Source organism: Aeromonas sp. MdU4 (assembly GCF_041929505.1).
Taxonomy (GTDB): Bacteria; Pseudomonadota; Gammaproteobacteria; order Enterobacterales; family Aeromonadaceae; genus Aeromonas.
The window spans coordinates 14,637-32,122 of record NZ_JBHFMW010000019.1 but is presented as its reverse complement, the minus strand read 5'-3'; the positions used below and the strand labels follow the sequence as shown (position 1 = coordinate 32,122).

The 17,486-nt window shown below is 60.9% G+C and carries 18 protein-coding genes and 1 riboswitch; of the genes, 14 read left to right on the top strand and 4 right to left on the bottom strand.

What is annotated here, in order from left to right; all coding sequences use genetic code 11:
* Positions 1–906: protein BatD (locus ACE1BR_RS10100; RefSeq protein WP_374869879.1), on the top strand; the 906-nt coding region annotated here is incomplete at its 5' end.
* Between the two features lie 175 nt (positions 907–1,081).
* Positions 1,082–2,017 carry a LysR family transcriptional regulator gene (locus tag ACE1BR_RS10095; RefSeq protein WP_374869877.1) on the top strand — a complete coding sequence of 312 codons (936 nt, stop codon included), beginning with the start codon at positions 1,082–1,084 and terminating at the stop codon, positions 2,015–2,017.
* Here the strand turns inward: ACE1BR_RS10095 and ACE1BR_RS10090 are convergent.
* The 4 genes from ACE1BR_RS10090 to cobO form a co-directional block, all read right to left on the bottom strand.
* A complete protein-coding gene (locus tag ACE1BR_RS10090; protein WP_374869875.1) occupies positions 2,014–2,814 on the bottom strand; it encodes a formylglycine-generating enzyme family protein in 801 nt (266 codons plus the stop codon). The genes ACE1BR_RS10095 and ACE1BR_RS10090 overlap by 4 nt on opposite strands.
* Before the next feature lie 34 nt (positions 2,815–2,848).
* Positions 2,849–3,946: a tetratricopeptide repeat protein gene (locus tag ACE1BR_RS10085; protein WP_374869873.1), complete on the bottom strand. Its 1,098-nt coding sequence runs from the start codon at positions 3,944–3,946 to the stop codon at positions 2,849–2,851.
* 25 nt (positions 3,947–3,971) lie between these two features.
* Positions 3,972–5,270: an anaerobic sulfatase maturase gene (locus ACE1BR_RS10080; protein ID WP_374869871.1), complete on the bottom strand. Its 1,299-nt coding sequence runs from the start codon at positions 5,268–5,270 to the stop codon at positions 3,972–3,974.
* A gap of 138 nt (positions 5,271–5,408) precedes the next feature.
* Positions 5,409–6,005, bottom strand: a complete 597-nt coding sequence (cobO, locus tag ACE1BR_RS10075; RefSeq protein ID WP_374869869.1) for a cob(I)yrinic acid a,c-diamide adenosyltransferase — start codon at positions 6,003–6,005, stop codon at positions 5,409–5,411.
* Positions 6,006–6,297: 292 nt separating this feature from the next.
* On the opposite strand from cobO, the gene cobA reads away from it, so the two are divergent.
* The 12 genes from cobA to ACE1BR_RS10015 all read left to right on the top strand — a co-directional run bounded on the left by cobA (position 6,298) and on the right by ACE1BR_RS10015 (position 17,486).
* Complete coding sequence (cobA, locus tag ACE1BR_RS10070; protein ID WP_374869867.1) at positions 6,298–7,092, top strand: uroporphyrinogen-III C-methyltransferase; 795 nt, start codon at positions 6,298–6,300, stop codon at positions 7,090–7,092.
* 31 nt (positions 7,093–7,123) lie between these two features.
* Entirely contained in the window at positions 7,124–8,221 is a 1,098-nt protein-coding gene (gene cobD, locus ACE1BR_RS10065) for a threonine-phosphate decarboxylase CobD (protein WP_374869865.1), read from the top strand.
* A complete protein-coding gene (locus tag ACE1BR_RS10060; RefSeq protein ID WP_374869863.1) occupies positions 8,214–9,074 on the top strand; it encodes a GHMP kinase in 861 nt (286 codons plus the stop codon). The genes cobD and ACE1BR_RS10060 overlap by 8 nt, the downstream gene beginning before the upstream one ends.
* Positions 9,075–9,284: 210 nt before the next feature.
* Positions 9,285–9,463: riboswitch (cobalamin riboswitch) on the top strand.
* A gap of 129 nt (positions 9,464–9,592) precedes the next feature.
* Positions 9,593–10,969, top strand: coding sequence for a cobyrinate a,c-diamide synthase (locus ACE1BR_RS10055; protein ID WP_374869861.1), 1,377 nt, complete (start codon positions 9,593–9,595; stop codon positions 10,967–10,969).
* Positions 10,966–11,928, top strand: coding sequence for an adenosylcobinamide-phosphate synthase CbiB (cbiB, locus tag ACE1BR_RS10050; RefSeq protein ID WP_374869859.1), 963 nt, complete (start codon positions 10,966–10,968; stop codon positions 11,926–11,928). The genes ACE1BR_RS10055 and cbiB overlap by 4 nt, the downstream gene beginning before the upstream one ends.
* Positions 11,925–12,572, top strand: coding sequence for a cobalt-precorrin-8 methylmutase (locus tag ACE1BR_RS10045; protein WP_374869857.1), 648 nt, complete (start codon positions 11,925–11,927; stop codon positions 12,570–12,572). Before cbiB ends, ACE1BR_RS10045 begins: the two co-directional genes overlap by 4 nt.
* On the top strand, positions 12,569–13,732 hold the full coding sequence (gene cbiD / locus ACE1BR_RS10040) for a cobalt-precorrin-5B (C(1))-methyltransferase CbiD (RefSeq protein WP_374869855.1): 1,164 nt from the start codon (positions 12,569–12,571) through the stop codon (positions 13,730–13,732). The genes ACE1BR_RS10045 and cbiD overlap by 4 nt, the downstream gene beginning before the upstream one ends.
* Positions 13,729–14,334, top strand: coding sequence for a cobalt-precorrin-7 (C(5))-methyltransferase (locus tag ACE1BR_RS10035; protein WP_374869853.1), 606 nt, complete (start codon positions 13,729–13,731; stop codon positions 14,332–14,334). The genes cbiD and ACE1BR_RS10035 overlap by 4 nt, the downstream gene beginning before the upstream one ends.
* A complete protein-coding gene (locus ACE1BR_RS10030; protein ID WP_374869851.1) occupies positions 14,321–14,929 on the top strand; it encodes a decarboxylating cobalt-precorrin-6B (C(15))-methyltransferase in 609 nt (202 codons plus the stop codon). Before ACE1BR_RS10035 ends, ACE1BR_RS10030 begins: the two co-directional genes overlap by 14 nt.
* Positions 14,913–15,686: a cobalt-precorrin-4 methyltransferase gene (locus ACE1BR_RS10025; RefSeq protein WP_374869849.1), complete on the top strand. Its 774-nt coding sequence runs from the start codon at positions 14,913–14,915 to the stop codon at positions 15,684–15,686. The genes ACE1BR_RS10030 and ACE1BR_RS10025 overlap by 17 nt, the downstream gene beginning before the upstream one ends.
* On the top strand, positions 15,667–16,740 hold the full coding sequence (cbiG, locus tag ACE1BR_RS10020; RefSeq protein WP_374869847.1) for a cobalt-precorrin 5A hydrolase: 1,074 nt from the start codon (positions 15,667–15,669) through the stop codon (positions 16,738–16,740). Before ACE1BR_RS10025 ends, cbiG begins: the two co-directional genes overlap by 20 nt.
* Positions 16,740–17,486: a precorrin-3B C(17)-methyltransferase gene (locus ACE1BR_RS10015; protein WP_374869845.1), complete on the top strand. Its 747-nt coding sequence runs from the start codon at positions 16,740–16,742 to the stop codon at positions 17,484–17,486. The genes cbiG and ACE1BR_RS10015 overlap by 1 nt, the downstream gene beginning before the upstream one ends.

Here is a 17,486-nt window from a genome sequence, read left to right as displayed (position 1 = left end):
ACCCGCCCCCAGCGTTTTGCCGCCGCCCTGCCCGACCCAACCCTGACGGTCGGCGTGCGCTGGCTGAGCGCCAGCAACCTCACCCTGAGCCAACGTTGGCAGCGCTCTGCGGATGACCATGCCGAAGAAGAACTGAAGGTGGGAGATGCCATCACCCGCACCGTCACCGCCAGTGGGCAAGATACCCTCTCGGTGCTGATCCCGCCGTTGATCACACCACTTGCAGACGATGAACGGGTGCAGGCCTATCCGGCGCAACCACGACTGACCGATACGCAGGAGCGAGGGGAGTATCTCTCGGCGCGCGAGGATCAAACCACCTACATCGTGCAGCGCGGCGGTGAGTTGACCCTGCCCGCGCTGGAGCTCACCTGGTGGAACAGCCAGACCCACCGACTGGAGACCCTGAACCTCCCTGGCCAAACCCTGCAGGTGCGCCACACGCCCGCCTCCTGGCTGGCGGCCTATTGGCCCTGGCTGCTTGGGGTAACGAGCGGACTGGTACTACTGACGCTGACCATGCTGGCGATCACCCGCTACTACCGCCACCACCCTCGCCCCCTCGCTTGGCAATATGGGGCCGCCATCTGGCATCAACAGTGGGGAGTTGTGCGGGCACTGGCCTATCGTTATCTGCGCAGCAAACAGGGGACACTGGAGCTGGGCCGCGTCAGCTGCGATCCGGCGTGGCAGCGGCAGCAGACGGCATTCCAGCAAGGGCCCCTTGATCGGGTTGACTCGCTCCGGATGGGCTGGCACCTGCTGACCCGGCTGCAACTGCCAACGGGCAATCTTTACTCCCGGTTGCGCCGTGCAGTGGGCTGGCGAGCGGCCCTGCCCGGATTGGCAACCCCGGCTGACACATCAGCTCGCCCAGCCCCATCTACCGACAACAAAGAGAGCTAACCCGCAACCCTGCCCTGCGGTGGTTGTAGCCGCAGGGGCTCTTCATTACACTGCCTGCACTGGATACCGGTCATCTGCCACGCCAACTCATTGGCGTGGCACGTTTTATCACCTTGCTCCCCCGGCAATGCAGTGACCGCGTGATCTATCCCACGAACATGTAACGAGGCCCCCCTTGCTTGATATCAGAAGTACCGAGCTGAATCTCATCCCGATCTTTGTCGCCATCTATGAAGAGCGCAGTCTCTCCAAAGCGGCAACCCGCATGGAGATCAGTCAGCCCGCCGTCAGCAAGGCGCTCAAGCGGCTGCGGGAGATCTACGACGATCCGCTGTTTAACCGCAAGGTGGCGGGGATGGAGCCCACCTCGTTTGCTATCGACATCTATCCGGCGATGGCGGCTGCGCTGAAGAACTTCAGTTCAACCCTCTCCACTTCGCGCACCTTCAATCCGCGTACTTCCCAGCGGGTCTTCTCCCTCGCCTGCATCACCCTGGTCAGTGCCAACCTGATCCCGGCACTGTTGTGCAAGATCAGAGCGCAAGCCCCCGGCATCTCGCTGGAGGTGCATCCCCTCTTTACCGAAGATATGGAGAGCGATCTGCGCATGCAGCGCTATGACCTCATCATCGACATGACCCCGAGCGGTCGCAGCATGCTGCGCAGCGAGGTGCTCTATGCCGAGCAGGTGCAGGTGGTATGTGCCGCCAGCCACCCGCGACTGGGCTGCACTCTGACGACTGAGGATTTTTTTGCCGAGGAGCATGTGGCGTTGGCCCAGTGGCAAGTCAGGAGAAGCATGCTCACTGCCGAGCGCCTGCCCCAGATGGCCAATCGCAATATCGTGGTACGGGTGCCAAGCGCCATGGAGATGCTGCCCATCATTGCACGCAGCGAGATCATCGGGGTGCTACCCGGTTCTACTATCGAGACCTTCGCCAGCCACCAGGAGGTGCGGGTACTGCCCTTCCCCTTCACCGAATCGGTATTCAGCCTGTCAGCAATCTGGCATCCGAGCCGGACAGCCGAGGCGGGTCACCGCTGGCTACGCCAGCAGCTGTTTGAGGTAGTCAACGAGCAGGGGCTGACTACGCTCATGCAGAGCTCTTAACGGACATTTCGCACCAGTCGCAACCCCATATCCGCCATCATCACCGACTGGCTGGCAAAATCGCGCCGGTAGTTTTCCGACAACTCGGCCTCGTAGGCGTAGCTGCCGCCCCGGACCGATTTATGGGCGAGGTGGATCTTGCTCTCCTGCGCATTGCTCGGGTTATCTTGCGGACTGCGGCGGTAGAAGCTCTCTTCATAGGCATCCGCCACAAACTCCCCGACATTGCCGGTCATATCGTATAGCCCCAGCTCATTGGGCTTTTTCATCCCCACCGGATAGGCACGGTTGTTTGCATTGCCACTGTACCAGGCCACCTCGTCAATCTGGTCGGAACCACTGTAACGATACCCCCGGCTGAGCTTGCCTCCCCTGGCGGCGAACTCCCACTCAGCCTCGGTAGGCAGACGGTAGTGGCCGCCGGTCAGTTCGTTGAGCCTGGCCACAAACAGGTTGGCCTGCTGCCAGCTCACATTGTTCACCGGCACGCTGGGTGAGCGGAAATAGCTGTTCGAAGAGCCCATCACCGTTTCGAACAACCCTTGAGTGACCTCGAATTTGGCCATGTAAAAGCTGTTGACCGAGACGGTATGAACCGGCCCTTCGCTCGCCTTGGCGGCAGGCTCGGCGGAGCCCATCTCGAAACGCCCACCCTCCACCAGCACCATATCCACGTCAATCTTCTGCTGCAGCGGATGGCGCGGCGGGTTGGTATGGTTGACCCAAAAGGTGCAGCCCGCCACCAACAGGGTGGTGGTCAGGAGTGGAATGACAAGGTTGCACGGGGTGATTTTCATAACCTGACCTGTACGGTAAAAAGAGGGGCGGCCATTACTGGCCAACCGACACGGGAGAGGAGCCCGCTTTGCTCATGCGCTTGCCGTTGAGCTCTGCCAGCACCTCGGGGGGAGCAATCTTGCCAAGCTCGCTCATGCAGGCGTCGCTGTTGGGGTGATCGTGGCGCAGGTAGATATCGCACACTGCATAGAGTTGCTCTGGCGCACCGGAAATCCGGTAGGCCAGCTCGAACGAGCTGATCGCCGTGTCGAGATCCAGCGGCTCTTGCAATACCCCGTTGAGATACCAGAAGTAGCTGTTATTGCCCGCCAACTTGGCCGCCTGCGCCATGGTGGTCGCCGCCTCTCGCTTCTGACCGAGGCGCACCTGGGTCAGCGCCTTGGCGTAATGGAGGTTGGCATTCTGCGGCAGCGCGAGGCACCCTCTCTCGAGCAGGGCCAGCGCCTCGCTATCCCGTTGCTGGGCCCGCAAGTTATCAGAGAGGCCGAGCCAAAGCTGGGGATTATCGGGCTGATTGGCCAGCAGTTGCTCGTAAGCTGTCTGTGCCTTGGCCCACTGCCGGGTCCAGCGATAGAGGTCGGCCTGTACCAGCTGCAACGCCGGATCCTGCTGTTTGGCGAGATACTCGCTCACCTCCGCCAATGGCTGACGAATGGTGCCCAGTTGCCCCTCATCCATGACACCATAATCGCGCGCCAGATTGAGGGTCACCGCACGGCGCACGTCGGCACTGCTGTCGGCAAGCAACGGCGAGAGCAGCCGCCAGCGGTAGGTAAATTGATAGGGGTCGGCGCCAAGCACTGCGGCCTCGCGCACCAGCGCACTCTGATCGCGCAGGCTTCTGGCCACCGCCACCAGACTGTTCTGGCTCGGATAGGCAGCCAGCTGGCGCAGCGCGTCCGCCCGCTCCACTGCAGGCAGGGAGATATCCTGCGCAATGTAAGCCCACTGCTGGATCTGGGCCGCCGAGGGGGCACTGGCCGCCGCAGACGCAGTGGCAACAGGAACCACATCCGAGGCGCTGGCAACGGGAGACGGGGTGGGCGATTCGGCCAACGCGGCACTGGACAGTGTCAGGCCAAGTGCCAGCCACAAGGGGCGAACGCAGCCGAACAGGGGCTGACGACACATGTTTTTGCTCAAGATGCTCACTTGCTTACTTCCCCTGTGCGCCGTTCATCGCTGCATCGCGAAATTTGCCGTGCGCCACCGGATAACCGGCCCGGCGCAGGATATAGGCCATCGACTGATCGATGTGATTGAAGAACTTGTGCCAACCGGCACAGAGGTAGTTGAGACCCGCCTCCCCCTCGTGGGTGCGGATAAAACGGTTCTTCGGGCACTCGCCATAGCAGGCAAACTGGTAGTCACACTGCTGGCACTGGCTGGTCAAACTGCGCGACTTGGCAAACCCGAACGCTTGCTGAGCAGGCGAATAGGCCAGTTCATTTAACGACTGATGATGGATATTGCCGATCTTGTACTTGGGGTAGACATAGTGATCGCAGGCGAACACATCGCCGTTAGGCTCCATCGCTAGCCCCTTGCCGCAGATCTCCCCCAGGGTACAGAGGGGGTTCTTGCGTCCCATCCAGGTCTCGACACACGCCTCGAAATATTGCACGAAGACCCGGCCCAGATCCCGCTGCGCCCACTCGTTGAAAATGGTGATGAGAAAATCCCCCCACCCTTCCGCCGAGACGCACCAGGGCTCAACTACCGAGTTCTTGTGCCACGGATTGAGGCGCTTGTCCCCCTGCTTGAGCTGCTCCTGCGGCTGCCAGGTCTGGGGCGCGGTGGTGCGAAAGCTCTTCTGCTCGACGATGGGGATAAACTGCATCTGGGGCGACTTCACCTCGTCACGCAGGAAGCGGTAAACCTCCAGCGCATTCTTGCTGGTGAGGTTGTTGACGCAAGTCAGTGTGGCAAACTTCACCTTGTGCTGGTGCAACAGCGCCACCGCCGCCATCACCTGCTTGAAGGTGCCACGGCCAGCGCGGTTGACCCGATAGGCGTTGTGCAGCAACTCGGGGCCGTCGATGCTCAGACCAATGAGGAAGTTGTTGGCCGCCAGAAACGCACACCACTCGTCGTTGAGCAAGATGCCGTTGGTCTGCAGATCGTTGGCGATCACCACCCCTTGCGGCTGGTATTTGCGCTGCAACTCGACCACTTTGCGAAAATAGTCGAGCCCGAGCAGGGTCGGCTCGCCCCCCTGCCAGGAGAAGATGATCTCGGGGGTATTCTGCCCCTCGATATATTGGCGGATATAGGTCTCAAGAGTCTGCTCGTCCATCTCGGGAGAGCAGCCCTTCTTGTATGCCAGCAGATCCTGCTTGCTGAGGTAGTAGCAGTACGTGCAGTCGATGTTACACACGGCCCCGATCGGTTTGGCCATCACATGCATCCGTTTGGATGCCTTGCCGTTGAACTGTGGACCCTGAGTAATCACCATAACTGCACCACCTGCAAAATTGCTGTTTTAAGGCGTGCAGTCTAAAGGCTCGCGCAGCCACGCGCTTGTTATACCCCTTATAACCAGAGGATATGGGGTGGTTCACCCACCCGGACGTACCGTGCAACTCACCGGCGCTTAGTAATCCACGCCTTTTTGCACCTTGATCCCGGCATCAAAGGCATGCTTGACACTGTCGATGTCGCTGACCGTGTCGGCCAATTCGCGCAGCTGGCGATGACACTGGCGCCCCGTGATGATGACATGCTGATGGGCAGGCCTGGCCTGAATGGCTGCGATAACGCGCTCCAGCTCGAGATAGCGGTAGGTGATCATATACGTCAGCTCATCCAGCATCACCAGATCCAGGCTTTCATCACCAAGCCACCCTTGCACCGTCTCCCACAACTTCTCGGCGGCGGCCTTGTCTGCCTCGAAATTCTGGCTATCCCAGGTAAACCCGGTCCCCATCAAGGCGAAGGGAACGCCACTGCGCTCAAGCACCCGGCGCGCACCATCATCCCATTTATCACTTTTGACAAACTGGGCCACTGCTGCTTGCTGCTCGTGCCCTACGGCACGCAACACACAGCCAAACCCGGCGGTGGTTTTCCCTTTGCCATTGCCCGTTATCACCAGCAGTAAGCCACGCTCCTCGGTGGCCTGACGCACCCGCTCTGCTACGGCCTCCTGACGACGTTGCTGACGCGCCTGATAACGTTCCTGATTTCTCATTGTCTCTTTGCCTCCGACGTGTGTGGTCCCGTTGTGCCCGGATGATCCTTGGAAAGAAGATCATGCCATCAAGCTAAAACCATGATTTTAAAGGCATCATTAGAAAAGTAATATGGTGGCATCATGCATGAAACACTTTTCCGAAAGTGTGCTCTGCCCGAATATTTTGTCCTGTTTCACATGTAATAATACTCATCTGACAATTCCGGTGACCATCGGAAACAGGGCTCTGAGTGCCCTGATCCCTCCATGCAATGGGGATGGCCGCCAACAACCTGATGGCAGTATGACGATGACAGGCAAGGTATGGTTAATCGGAGCTGGCCCGGGCGATCCGGGTCTGATTACCGTAAAAGGGCTGCACTGCTTACGCAATGCACAGGTGCTGGTCTATGACCGGCTGGTGTGCAGTGAACTGCTGGCCGAAGTGCCCGCTGACTGTGAAAAAATCAACGTGGGTAAAACCCCGAACAATCACCCCATTCCGCAGGACGAGATCAACCGGATCCTGGTGACCCATGCCCTGCGTGGTCGCAATGTGGTACGCCTCAAGGGGGGCGACCCCTATGTCTTCGGCCGCGGTGGCGAAGAGGTGGAAACCCTGGCCAAATCAGGTATCGAGTTCGAAGTGATCCCGGGGATCAGCGCCTCGATTGGCGGTCTGGCCTACGCAGGCATTCCCGTCACCCATCGCTCCCACGCCTCCTCTTTCCATGTGGTCACCGGCCACCTGCAACAAGGCAAGGAGCCGCAAGACTGGGAACATCTGGCGCAATTGCAGGGCACCCTGGTGATCCTGATGGGGATGAGCCAGCTGGAGCACATCTGCGCCGAGCTGGTACGTCACGGTCGCCGGGCCGATACACCGGCAGCCGCCATTATGTATGCCAGCCAGCAGAGACAAAAGATGGCGATCGCCACTCTGGCCACCCTGGCCGAAGAGGTCCAGCACCAGCAGATCAAGGCTCCGGCCATGATCGTGATTGGTCAGGTAGTGCAGCTACATGATCTGTTGCAATTTGTGCCCACCACCTTCGCGCTCGATGAGATGGCTCCGGTTGCTCTGGAGCTGGAGGCGCTGGTATAACGCGCCTGATAACGATCGACTGGATGAGATGATGGGAAGTAAAGCAGAACACGGTGGCAATATTCTGGAGATGGCCGAGCGCCACGGTATGGATCCGGCAACGATCCTGGATTTCAGTGCCAACATCAACCCGCGCGGGATGCCCGCCTCGCTGCGTCAAGCCATCGTGAGCAATCTGGCTCTGGCCGAACGTTACCCCGATATCGAGTATCGCCACCTGCACAGAGCCATTGCCAATCACGCGGGTGTCCCCGTGGAGTGGTGTATTGCCGGCAACGGCGCCACCGAGCTTATTTTTGCCATTGTGGCCGCCCTCGCACCACGCCGCGCACTGCTGCCGGTGCCGGGATTTGCCGAGTATCGTCGGGCGCTCGAGCGGATCGGCTGCGAGATCATAGATTTCCAACTGGAGGAAGCCGACGACTTTCAGCCGACCGAGCGCCTGCTGGAGGCACTTGATGAGACGATCGACTGCCTCTTTTTATGCACCCCCAACAATCCGACGGGCCAGCAACCGGACGCCGCCTTGCTGGGCCAGATTGTGCAGCATTGCGACCGCCGTGGTATCGACCTGATTGTCGATGAATCCTTTATCGATTTTCTGCCCGGAGAGCAAGGGTTGGTGGAATGGCTTGCCAGCCATCCCCGCCTCTACCTGTTGCGCTCGCTGACCAAGTTCTATGCCATCCCCGGCCTGCGCCTCGGTTACCTCATGAGCTCGGATCGCGCAACGCTCGATACCCTTCGCGGCACCCGCGAGCCCTGGACCATCAACGCCTTTGCCGCGTTGGCCGGAGAGGTAGTCATCGCCGATGAGGCTTACCGGGCGGCCACATATCAATGGCTGGCAGCGGAGCAGATCTATCTGTTCAATGCACTATCAAGCCTGCCGGGGATCAAGGTGTGGCGCTCTGCGGCCAACTATCTCTTTTTACGCTGCCTCTCCCCCGGGATGGAGTTGCAGCAGGCACTGCTCAGCCATCAGGTGCTGATCCGCCACTGCGCCAATTATCCCGGTCTCAACAGCGACTACTATCGGGTCGCCATTCGCAGCCATGCGGAGAACCAGGCACTGGTCGCCGCCATGACGGCAGTGCTGAAGAGCGTCACGGAGAGAGTGTGTGGCTGAAGCGTGCTGCCCCGCATCGTGCGGTGAGTTGATCCAGGGGTGGGTCCAGGGGGGTGAGCACCTGATCTCCTGCCCCATCGACTGGTTCAGCACGGTTGAAGTCTCTGACGCGGCCCCGCTAACGACAGAGCGGCCAAAGATGAGAGCCATGCTGAGCGCCGTACTCAAACACTTTGATCTGCCTGCAGAGCTCGGCAAAGGGCTGCGTATTCGCTTTGATTCGACCATTCCGGTTGGCAAGGGCATGGCGAGCAGCACCGCCGATATGGCGGCCACCGCCCAGGCGACGGCGCGTCATCTTGGGCATGAACTGAGTGAAATAGAGCTGGCCCGCCTCTGCGTGGCGCTCGAACCAACCGACAGCACCATGTTTCATGCCCTGACACTCTTTGATCACAAGGCGGGCCATGTGCTGGCACACCATCACTGGCAACCGGAGGTTGAGCTGCTCATTCTGGAAAGCGCCGAGCGGCTGCTAACCCGTGATTACCATCGGCTGGATCGTCAGCCCCACCTGCTCGCAGGCGCCCCTTTGTTAGGGCAAGCCTGGCAGCATATGGAGCAAGCGGCCGAGCGTCATGATCCCGCTGCGCTCGGCCAGGCCACCACCTTGAGCGCAATCGCCAGCCAGCAGCTGCTGGCCAAACCGCTCTTTGCCGAGTTGCTGGCGCTGGTCGAGCATGAAGATCTGCTGGGTCTGAACGTGGCTCATAGCGGAACCGTGGTGGGACTGCTGCTCGATCCTGCCCGCCATGATGGCGAGCGTCTTGCAGCTCACCTGTCCCGGCCCCCGTTCACCAACCACTACCCACGGGTGCATCGGGCTCGTATGGTGGCCGGTGGGGTACGCTAGGCTCATTTGCCGGAGTAACGGGACAACAATAGACATCAACGGGGGGCAATATCGAGCGCGGCATTAGACCCGCGATATCGTCCGGGGTTTTCGGCAATCAGTAACAACTGAAACTCATTTTTGTGATCTGGCAGCGGGTATGGCACCCATAAAGTGGTAGACTCGAGCGCCACTGCATCATGCAGACAGAATTGTAAAAATTTAAACAAATCATTGATTTGACTAACAAGTGACGGCATTGCCGTCAGGGAAGTGAGGTGAAAACCCTCCGCAGCCCCCGCTGCTGTGAAGCCGACGCTCCTGTCATGTGCCACTGAACTACAGGTTTGGGAAGGGACAGGTAAGAATGACGCTAAGCCAGAAGACCGACTTGTTTGTCTGATATCAACTCCTTCGGAGGGAAGCGGGTTGTCGTGCCTGATTGGCGGCTTGTGGCTGCCAGTCACAGCCCGTCACAACCCGTAACCCGACCAGCGTGTCGGGTTTGTGTTTTTTGGCAGTAGGGTTGGACAGGCAAAATGAAAGGATTTTTGATCGGGGCAACCAGCAGTGGTTGCGGTAAAACCACCCTGACGCTGGGGCTCTTGCGGGCTCTGGCGCGACGCGGGCTCAGGGTACAGCCCTTCAAAGTGGGCCCCGACTACATCGACACCGGTTGGCATCAGCAGGTCAGCGGTGTCGCCTCACGCAACCTCGACGCTTTTATGCTACCGGATGCATCCCTCAAAGCCCTCTTTTTACATCACGCCGCCCACGCCGATGTGGCTGTCATTGAGGGAGTGATGGGGCTGTTTGACGGTTATGGTTTGGATCCGCACTACTGCAGCAGTGCAGGCATTGCTCGCGCACTCGATTGTCCGGTGATCCTGGTGGTGGATGGCAAGGCCGTTTCCACCTCGGCGGCCGCCATGGTGCTGGGCTTTCGCCAGTTTGATCCCCAACTGCGACTGGCCGGGGTCATCGTCAACCGGGTCAACAGCGACAGCCACTATCAGCTCCTGAAACAGGCTATTGAACGCTACACCGGCGTCCCGGTGCTGGGGCGGATACCGGTGATAGAAGCGGTCACCTTGCCATCGCGCCACCTCGGTCTGGTGACAGCCACGGAGTCGAGTGACCCGGATCTTGAGGCGCAGTGGAACAGGCTGGCCGATACCCTGGAGCAACATGTGGATCTGGATGCGCTGCTCATGCTGGCAAGCCTGCCTCCATGCCCCCCTCCTGCCCCGCTCTATCCTGCCGAACTGGCCCACTATGGTGCCGGTTTGACCCTGGCGCTGGCCGAGGATGAGGCATTCAATTTTTACTATCCCGACAATCTTGAGCTGCTCGAACAGTGCGGGGTGCGCATCGTGCGCTTCAGCCCGCTACGTGACCAGCAACTACCAGAGTGCCAGATGATCTATCTGGGAGGCGGCTACCCCGAACTGTATGGCGAGATGCTCGCGGCCAACCACCCCATGCGCAGCGCCTTGCTCGATGCGCACCAGCGTGGTGTGGCCATCTATGCCGAATGCGGGGGGCTGATGTACCTGGGGCGCGCCCTCACCGATGGCGACGGCGCCTGCTGGCCTATGGTGGGTGTGCTATCGGGCACCAGCTGTATGACCTCATCCCTCAAGCGTTTTGGTTACAGCGAGGCGACGGCGCAAACCGACACCTTGCTGGCCGCGGCTGGCGACACCCTGCGGGGACACGAGTTTCACTACTCCGAATTTTCGGGCGACGATCCGTTTGCCTTCACCCTCTGCAAAGTTCGTGATGGCGACGTGCAAGCCCGCTGGCAAGGGGGGATTCAGATCGGCAATACCCTCGCCAGCTACCTGCACATTCACTTTTTACAGCGGCCGCTGATGCTCAAACGCTGGATTGACGTGGCGAGGGGCAACGCATGACCACCCTGTTGTATGGGTTAAGCTTCCTGCTCGATCTGATGCTGGGGGATCCGCCCCACTGGCCACACCCCATCCGCTGGATTGGTCAGTTGATCTGCCTGCTGCAAAACTGGCTGCGCCGTCACTGCCACAGCGAAAGAGCGCTCTATGGTGCCGGGGCCCTGCTCTGGGTAGCGACCGTTGGCATCACCTATCTCGTCACCTGGGGGCTGATTGCCCTGCTGACCGCCATTCACCCCTGGCTCGGGCTGGCCGCCACCGTCTGGCTGACCTACACCATTCTGGCCGCCCGCTGCTTGCGCGATGCCGCCATGGCGGTCTACCGCGCGCTGCAAAGTGGCTCGATTGAAGAGAGTCGCCGCCAGCTCTCATACATTGTCGGTCGCGACACCGCCTCACTCGACAGTACCCAGGTCGGCCGAGCCGTGGTCGAGACCGTGGCTGAAAATACCGTGGACGGCGTCATTGCCCCCCTGTTCTGGCTCTTTATCGGTGGTGCGCCACTGGCCATGGCCTACAAGGCAGTCAATACCCTCGACTCCATGGTGGGTTATCGCAATGAAAAGTACCGTGCCATCGGCTGCGTCTCGGCGCGCATGGATGATCTGGCCAACCTGATCCCGGCCCGCCTTGGCTGGCTGCTGCTGTCGCTGGCGGCCGCCTTGCTGGGGCTGCGTGGGCGCAGTGCACTGTGCCTTGGCTGGCGCGATCGCTATCAACACAAGAGCCCCAACAGCGGCTGGTCGGAAGCCACCGTCGCCGGTGCCCTTGGCGTGCGGCTGGGCGGCCCCAGCTACTACTTTGGCGCCCTGGTGGAGAAACCCTGGTTGGGCGAGGAAGAGCGACCACTGGCGCCGGCCGATATCCTCACCACGGTACGCCTTATGTATCTCTCATCCATGTTGGCCTTCTGCCTGTTTGCCGTGGCCGCGTTTGTGTTCAAGGAGTTTGTCGTATGAACTATCTCACCCAGCCGCAGCAAATTGAGCAGGAGAGCTTTGTCATCATCGGGGAGATCATCGCCGCCGAGCGCCCTGATTACCGCTTTGCCAGCGAGCTGCATGAAAAAATTATCAAGCGCGCCATCCACACCACCGCCGATTTTGACTGGCTCGACATTCTGCACTTCTCGGATGATGCGCTCACCAGCATAGAAACCGCCCTGCGCGCCGGAGCCACCCTCTATACCGACACCACCATGGCCCTCTCTGGCATCAACAAGAGCCGTCTGGCCGAGCTGGGTTGTCAAATTCACTGCTTCATCGCGCAGCCAGAGGTAGCCGAGATGGCCCGCAGCAGAGGGATCACCCGCTCGATGGCGGCGGTGGATCTGGCGATGAGCCAGCCCGGCCCCAAGCTGTTTGTGTTTGGCAATGCCCCGACCGCCCTATTCCGCTTGCTGGAGTTGTGTCAGGAAGAACCGGCGCGCAGCTGCCCGGTCATCGGTGTCCCGGTGGGCTTTGTCGGTGCTGCCGAATCCAAGCAGGCGCTGGCCGAGAGCGCACTCCCCCACATCGCCGCCCTTGGCCGCAAAGGGGGCAGCAATGTGGCCGCCGCCATCATCAATGCGATCCTCTACCACCTGCCAAAGGCCGCGTCATGAGCGAGCAGCCGGGCTCTTCGCTGGGGCCAACAGGCTGCGCAGACGATACGGTCTGGCACAAGGGCAAAGCCTATCGCAAGGGGTATACCACAGGCTCATGTGCAACGGCGGCCGCCAAGGTGGCAGCCCTGATGGTACTTCGTCAGCAGCTGATCCATCAGGTCTCTATCGTGACCCCTTCCGGCGTCACCCTGCAGCTCAACGTGGAGCAGCCGCTGATCCACGGGGTGGAGGCCAGCGCGGCGATCCGCAAGGATGGGGGCGACGATGTGGATGCCACTCATGGCATGCTGATCTATGCCCGCGTCACCCTGCGCACCGACAACCAGATTACCCTCGAGGGGGGTGAAGGGGTTGGCCGGGTCACCCGTACCGGCATCGGGCTGCCCATTGGCGACCCGGCCATCAACCGCACCCCGCGCCAGACCATTGAGGCGGCGGTACGGGAGGTGCTCGGCCCGCAACGGGGCGCCGATGTGGTGATCTTTGCGCCGGAAGGCGTGGTGCGGGCACAACGCACCTACAACGGTCGGCTCGGCATTAAAGGGGGTATCTCGATCATCGGCACCACCGGCATCGTCACCCCGATGTCGGAGGAGAGCTGGAAACGCTCGCTGGCCATCGAGCTGGAGCAGTGCCGTGCCGAGGGGCACGACAGCGTCATCCTGGTGCCGGGCAATCATGGCGAGCGCTTTGTCGCCGCCCATCTGGCCGGGGTCGCGGCCCCCGTGATCACCATGAGCAACTTTGTCGGCTACATGCTGCAAGAGGCTGAGCGACTGGCGTTTCGTCATGTACTGCTGGCCGGTCACCTCGGCAAGCTGATCAAGGTTGCCGCGGGGGTCTTTCATACCCACAGCCATATCGCAGATGCCCGCATGGAGACATTGGTCACCCAGCTGGCGCTGCTGGGTGCGCCACACAGCTTGCTGCGGGAGGTCTATGACTGCCTCACTACCGAGGCAGCAAAGGAGCTGGTCGATCTGGCCGGTTACAGCGCGGTGTACGACGCCATCGCCTGCCGGGCGGTCGCCCGGGTGCACGAGATGCTGCGCTACTCCCCCGCCCCCTTTGGCTGCGATGTGGTGCTCTTTTCACTGGATAACGAGCCGCTCGGCATGAGCCGCCCACTACCCGAGATTGCAGAGGCATTGCGATGATCAGCGTGGTGGGCATTGGCCCGGGGGATAACCAGTACCTGACCTGCGCGGCGAAGAAGCTGATTGCCGAGGCCGACTATCTGGCCGGTTGGCCACGCGCGCTGGCAGAGTTTGACGACGCAACGGCAACCAAGTACCCCATCGGCCGCGATCTGGATCGATTTATCGTGTGGCTGCAGCAGATGCAGGCCCATCAGGTGGTGGTGCTCGCCTCCGGCGATCCCCTGCTGTTTGGCATTGGCAAACGCATTGCAGCGAGCCTGCCGCCAACCCAGTGGCAAATCGTGCCCGGCATTAGTTCGGTACAGTACCTCTTTGCGCGGATCGGGCTCGACATGAACGATCTCTACGTCACCAGCAGCCACGGCAAGCAGCCCGACTTTGATTTTCTGTTTGCCCACAGCAAGGTCGCCATGGTGACCGACCAACTGATCGGCCCGCGCCAGATTGCCGATGAACTGCTCAAGCGCGGCCTGAACCGCACCCTCTATATAGGGGAGAACCTCTCCTATCCCGATGAACGCATTCATTGCCTGCGCCCCGGTGAGGTCGCCGCGCAATATGCCATGAACGTAGTGGTGATCCTCGATGAAGGACAGTGAATTCCTGCGCGCCGAGCGCGTGCCCATGACCAAGCAGGATGTGCGGCTGGTGATCCTCGATCGCCTGGCCCTGCAAGGTGCCCGCTGCATGGTGGATATCGGTGCTGGCAGCGGCAGCGTCGCCATCGAAGCGGCCTTGCGTCATCCCGCCCTGTCCGTCATCGCCATCGAGAAGAATCCGGCGGCCCTTGAACTGATTGCCAACAATGCCGATCGCCTTGGCTGCCGTGACCAGCTCACCATCATCGATGCCTACGCCCCCTGCCCGCTGGAGGTCATGGCTGACGCCATTTTTATCGGCGGCAGCGGCGGCAATCTGTGCGAGCTGATCGACTGGTCGCTGGCTCGCCTGCAACCGGGCGGACAGCTGGTGATGAGCTTTATCCTGCAGGGCAATCTGACCACGGCACTGGCGCACCTGCGCCAATGTGAGGTGACGGCCCCTGAGTGTACCCAGCTCCAGATCTCCCAACTGACCTCGCTTGGCGAGGGGGAGTATTTCAAGCCGAATAATCCCGTTTTTGTCATTGCTTGCCAGCGAGCCCTTGTCTCTTCTGCTGGCATTGAGGAGGTTGTTGATGACTGCACAATTTGACCCGTCCCTGATCTATTTTGTCGGCGCAGGTCCCGGCGATCCGGAGCTCATTACCCTCAAGGGGCATCACCTGCTGGGACAGGCCGACGTGGTGATCTACGCGGGCTCGCTGATCAATCCGGCCCTGCTCGACTACTGCAAGCCCGAGGCCGCCTGCCATGACAGCGCCGAGCTGAGCCTTGGCCAGATCATCGATCTGATGGCTGGCGGCGTGGCGGCGGGCAAGCTGGTGGTGCGGCTGCAAACCGGCGATCTGTCGCTCTATGGTTCAATTCGCGAACAGGGTGAAGAGCTGGCAAAACTGGGGATCGGCTTTCGTTCGGTGCCGGGGGTCAGCTCGTTCCTCGGGGCTGCCTCCGAGCTGGGGATCGAATACACGGTACCGGAGATCTCCCAGAGTCTGGTGATCACCCGGGTCGCTGGCCGCACCCCGGTCCCCGAGCGCGAATCACTGCGCGCCTTTGCCGCGCACCAGACCTCGATGGCGATCTTCCTCTCGGTCAAGGAGATCAATGAGGTGACCGAACAGCTGATCGAGGGCGGTTATCCTGCCAGCACCCCGGTGGCCGTGGTCTACAAGGCTACCTGGCCTGACTGCCAAATCCTGCGCGGCACGCTGGCGGATATTGCCGGTGAAGTGCGCGCCGCCGGGATCCGCAAAACGGCATTGATCCTGGTCGGCGCGTTTCTCGGCGACGAGTACCACTACTCAAAACTCTATGACGCCGGTTTTAGCCATGAATATCGCCGCGCCTGAGTCGATCGCCCTGTTCTGCCTGACGCCGGGCGGCATCCGCCTGGCCCGTCGGCTGCGGGACCATCTGACACTGACCTGCTACTGCAGTGAATCCTTGCTGGAAGCAGGTTTCGAGCCCTTTGACGGCACCTTTGCCAATAGCGTTGCCCAAGCATTTGATAGCCATAGCGCGCTGATTGTGATCGGTGCCACCGGCATCACGGTGCGCGTGATTGCGCCGCTGCTCAAAGACAAGCTGACCGACCCGGCGGTGATCGTGATCGACGAGCGGGGCCAGCATGTCATCAGCCTGCTCTCGGGACATGTCGGGGGCGCCAACGCCCTAACCCGCTATCTGGCGGGGGTGCTGGAGGCCGATCCCGTCATCACCACCGCCACCGACGTCAACCAGCTGGCGGCCCTCGATACCCTGGCGGTACAGCTGGATGCGACCCTCCACGATTTTCGCCATGCGGTGAAACGGGTCAACCATCTGCTGGTGTGTGGCGGACGGGTCGGGCTGTGTTGGGATCATGACGCACTGCCAGCCGATGCCCGCTGGCCGGTTGAGCAGTGTGACACCCGCGGATTTATCCCGGTGACATCACTCGCGGCCCTGCCCGCCAATCTTGATGCGCTGGTTTGCGTGACGCTGCAAAGCGCCCTGCCCGCGCTGCCGCTGCCGGTTTACAAGCTGGTGCCACGGCGGATCGTGGCCGGGATCGGCTGTCGACGCGGCACCTCATTGTCACTGTTGACGGAGCTGTTGCACCGGCAGTTTGCGACGAATCAACTCGACCCGTTAGCACTCAAGGCCATCGGCAGCATAGCGCTCAAGGGCGACGAACCCGCGCTGCAGCAGCTTTCGGATGAGTACCGGGTCCCCTTCAATCTGTTTGCGGCAAGCTCGCTGCGTGAGCACGAGCACCGTTTTCCTCAATCGGACTTTGTTCGGCAAACCACCGGAGTCGGGGCGGTATCGCAACCGGTTGCCTGGTTGATGAGCAATGGCCATCTGGTCGGAGATACCCTGCGCGAGCAGGGGGTGACCATTACCCTGGGAGTAGCCCACTGATGTTGTATGTGATCGGAATTGGCCCCGGCAGCGAAGCCACCATGACCCTTGAAGCGCTGGATGCCCTGAAAGAGGCCGAGGTGATCGTCGGTTACAAGACCTATACCCACCTGGTCAAGGGATTAACCGGTGACAAGGAGGTGATCAAAACGGGCATGTGCAAGGAGATTGAGCGCTGTCAGGCCGCGATCGAGCTGGCGCAGGCGGGCCGCAAGGTGGCACTGATCAGCAGCGGTGACGCCGGTATCTATGGCATGGCCGGTCTGGTACTGGAGTTGGTTACCCGACAGCAGATCGATGTGGAGGTACGCCTCATTCCCGGCATGACGGCCAGCATTGCCGCGGCGGCCTTGCTCGGTGCACCACTGATGCACGATTTCTGTCATATCAGCCTGAGCGATCTGCTCACCCCCTGGCCGGTGATCGAGAAGCGGATCGTGGCAGCGGCACAGGCCGATTTTGTCATCTGTTTCTATAACCCGCGCAGCCGGGGCAGAGCCGATCATCTGGCGCGCGCCTTTGAACTGATGGCCCCCCATATTGCCCCGACCACCCCGGTCGGCGTGGTCAAGGCGGCGGGTCGCAAGAAGCAGGAAAAATGGCTGACCACCTTTGCCGAGTTCGATTTTGAACCGGTGGATATGACCAGCCTGGTGATCGTCGGCAACCAGAGCACCTATATGCAGGATGGCCTGATGATCACCCCGCGCGGTTATGACGTATCGTCCGGCGACGACGGAGAGTAA